1 protein-coding gene and 4 tRNA genes are annotated in these 2,620 nt (G+C 43.5%); all 5 read right to left on the bottom strand.

All coding sequences use genetic code 11. The features are described from left to right. Position 1: 1 nt before the first annotated feature. Positions 2–74, bottom strand: a tRNA-Asn gene (locus tag MSG35_RS23960). A 24-nt stretch (positions 75–98) separates the two neighbouring features. Continuing rightward, positions 99–174 (bottom strand) — tRNA-Thr (locus MSG35_RS23955). Positions 175–230: 56 nt separating this feature from the next. Beyond that, a tRNA-Phe gene (locus MSG35_RS23950) sits at positions 231–306 on the bottom strand. Between the two features lie 235 nt (positions 307–541). Then, positions 542–2,167 carry a methyl-accepting chemotaxis protein gene (locus tag MSG35_RS23945; protein WP_061018839.1) on the bottom strand — a complete coding sequence of 542 codons (1,626 nt, stop codon included), beginning with the start codon at positions 2,165–2,167 and terminating at the stop codon, positions 542–544. 376 nt (positions 2,168–2,543) lie between these two features. Beyond that, positions 2,544–2,619 (bottom strand) — tRNA-Asn (locus MSG35_RS23940). Position 2,620: the final 1 nt, after the last annotated feature.

The following is a 2,620-nucleotide window of genomic DNA, read 5'->3' as shown; positions in this document are numbered from 1 at the left end:
GCTCCCCTTGCAAGACTTGAACTTGCGACATACGGATTAACAGTCCGCCGTTCTACCAACTGAACTAAAGGGGAATTATTCTTAAAGCTTTAAAGAAATGGTGCCGACTACCGGAGTCGAACTGGTGACCTACTGATTACAAGTCAGTTGCTCTACCTACTGAGCTAAGTCGGCACATAATATTTCTTTGTGCTTTACTGTTGTTGTCTAGGACACCAACAAATAAATTGTGGTGCCCGGAGGCGGAATCGAACCACCGACACGAGGATTTTCAATCCTCTGCTCTACCGACTGAGCTATCCGGGCGACGAGGTGTATTAAACGTGTTTTCGCGTTCTGGGTCAACATTAAATTGCAAAAAAAGTATCGTTTGATGTTTTTCTATACTTAGTGGGTTGTTTTTGCTCATTTGGGGTGAAAAACCTAGGTCTAGCATGCCCTAATAGATAGTAAAACTACGGTTAACTACACTGAATGGGCGCCGAAATAAAAAAAGCACGTATGAAAACGTGCTTTTTTATTTAAAAAATTTCTAGAGAGTTTAGTGTTTTACTTCAAACCTATTAACCCAAGCTTCTAATTCATTAGAAAGGGAGGCGAGAGTTTGGGTACTGTTATGACTTTCTGTCACGACATTGCTCAGTTGGTTGCCGCTCTCTTCGATCATGTTGATACGCTTCGATATATCATCGCTCACCTGAGTCTGCTCAGCGGCCGCTGTTGCGATTTGATGACTCATTGATGAAATCGACTCTAATGCGACAACAATCTGTTGTAGTGCTTCAGAGGCGTTTTGAGACTCTGTTACGGTGCTTTCACTGGTCGCGGCACAAACTTCCATAGTTTGAATTGCGTTGCGAGATCCGTCTTGAAGGTTATTAATCATTAACTGAATTTCTTTGGTGCTTGATTGTGTTCGACCTGCAAGGTTACGAACCTCATCTGCTACAACCGCAAATCCACGGCCTTGTTCGCCAGCTCGAGCTGCTTCAATGGCTGCGTTAAGTGCCAACAGGTTAGTTTGCTCCGCTATATCACCAATCACATCTAATACTTTCGCAATGTTGTTTACATCGTTATCTAGGTTAGCGACAGCTTCGCTTGCTGTGCCTAGTTGGCCTGCTAGGCCTTGGATGTTGTCTACTGTGTTGTGAATCAGTTGTTGGGTATGCTGGCTCTGTTTATCGGCCTCGTCGGTGTTGCGGGCGGTATCGCTAGCTGAATCAGCAACGTTATTGGCTGAAGAGGCCATCTCGGTCATTGCTGTCGCAATCATCTCTGTTGATTGCTGTTGGGTCTCTGTTAGTTGAGCAATTGACCCAGCACGGTCTTCTACGCGCTGCAGTTCTCCCCTTAATGCCAGCATTGAAGCGTCCAGGTTTGATACCAACTCAGCCAGTGACTTACTCATTTGTTGTACGGCGTGGTAAATACTGCCGTCTGTCGCCTGAGTTTCGAAAGAGGTTTGAATTCGACCTTGTGCTACGGCTTGTACAGCTTCTCTTACATCTTTAGGTTCGCCACCAAGAAGCGCTAGCATGCGTTTAATAGATACAATTAGGCTCGATAGAATAAGACCAGCAATCACGACACAAAGGAACAGCTGCCATTGAGCGGTAGACCAGAAACGAGCGTTAACTTCATTGAACCCGATACCTGTGCCGACAACCCAGCCCCAATGTGGTGTTTTTTCTGCTATAGACAGTTTCTCTTCAATCGTTCCATCTGGCAGTTTTTGTGTCCAGGTGTACTCAATGATTTGCCCAGTACGATTACCAAGTACTCTTTGGATTAGCTGACCAACACTATTCCCGTTGCCATCTTTAAAGTCGTTAAAGCTGGTTCCGTGTAGTTGAGGATCTAATGGTGTCGCGACAAACGTCATGTTCTCATCGGCTACGTAAACATATTCATTATCTTTATAGATGTTGTTACGTAGAAGACGAGTAGCTAGTTGCTTAGCTTGCTCTTCTTCTAGAGTGCCATCAATCGCCATTTTTTCGACTTCAGTAAGGATGCTGTATGCACTCTTAAATAGCTCGGTCACGCGAGCTTTGTTGTCCATGTTGCTCGCGACTCTCAATGTCCATAAACCAGTAGCAGTCAGTGCTAGCAGGGCGATCAAGATGATGCCCGATAATAAGTAAGCTTGCGTTTTTAGTTTCATATTTCCCCGCGCAGCGATTCAATAATTAGTATTAGGTATAATTCATCGAATCTTAATCTAAGTGGTGTAAGGCAGATATTAGAAAGACATCAAAATATGATAGAGGTTAAATTTTCGAAGAAAAAAAAGTAACAGAACTTGGTTCTGTTTGTTTTAATGTGAAGATTAGCGTGTCATGAACTTTGGGGTGAATTGTTCTGTCGAAGTGGGGGACTCTTTATAGAACTTAGAATCTGCTGCTGTAGTAAGAGTACTAGAAGGAGATAACTCAATTTATCGAGACTGATTAAGAGTAGAGTAGATGAGTATATTGAATAGAGCTTGCTTTTGTTTAAACGAAAAAAAGCCAAGTCTTTCGACTTGGCTTTCTTGAATGTGGCTCCCCTTGCAAGACTTGAACTTGCGACATACGGATTAACAGTCCGCCGTTCTACCAACTGAACTAAAGGGGAA

This window comes from Vibrio sp. 1CM23M (assembly GCF_023161755.1).
GTDB lineage: Bacteria > Pseudomonadota > Gammaproteobacteria > Enterobacterales > Vibrionaceae > Vibrio > Vibrio coralliirubri.
The sequence above is the reverse complement of the archived record's forward strand: the minus strand, read 5'-3'. Positions and strand labels throughout refer to the sequence as shown.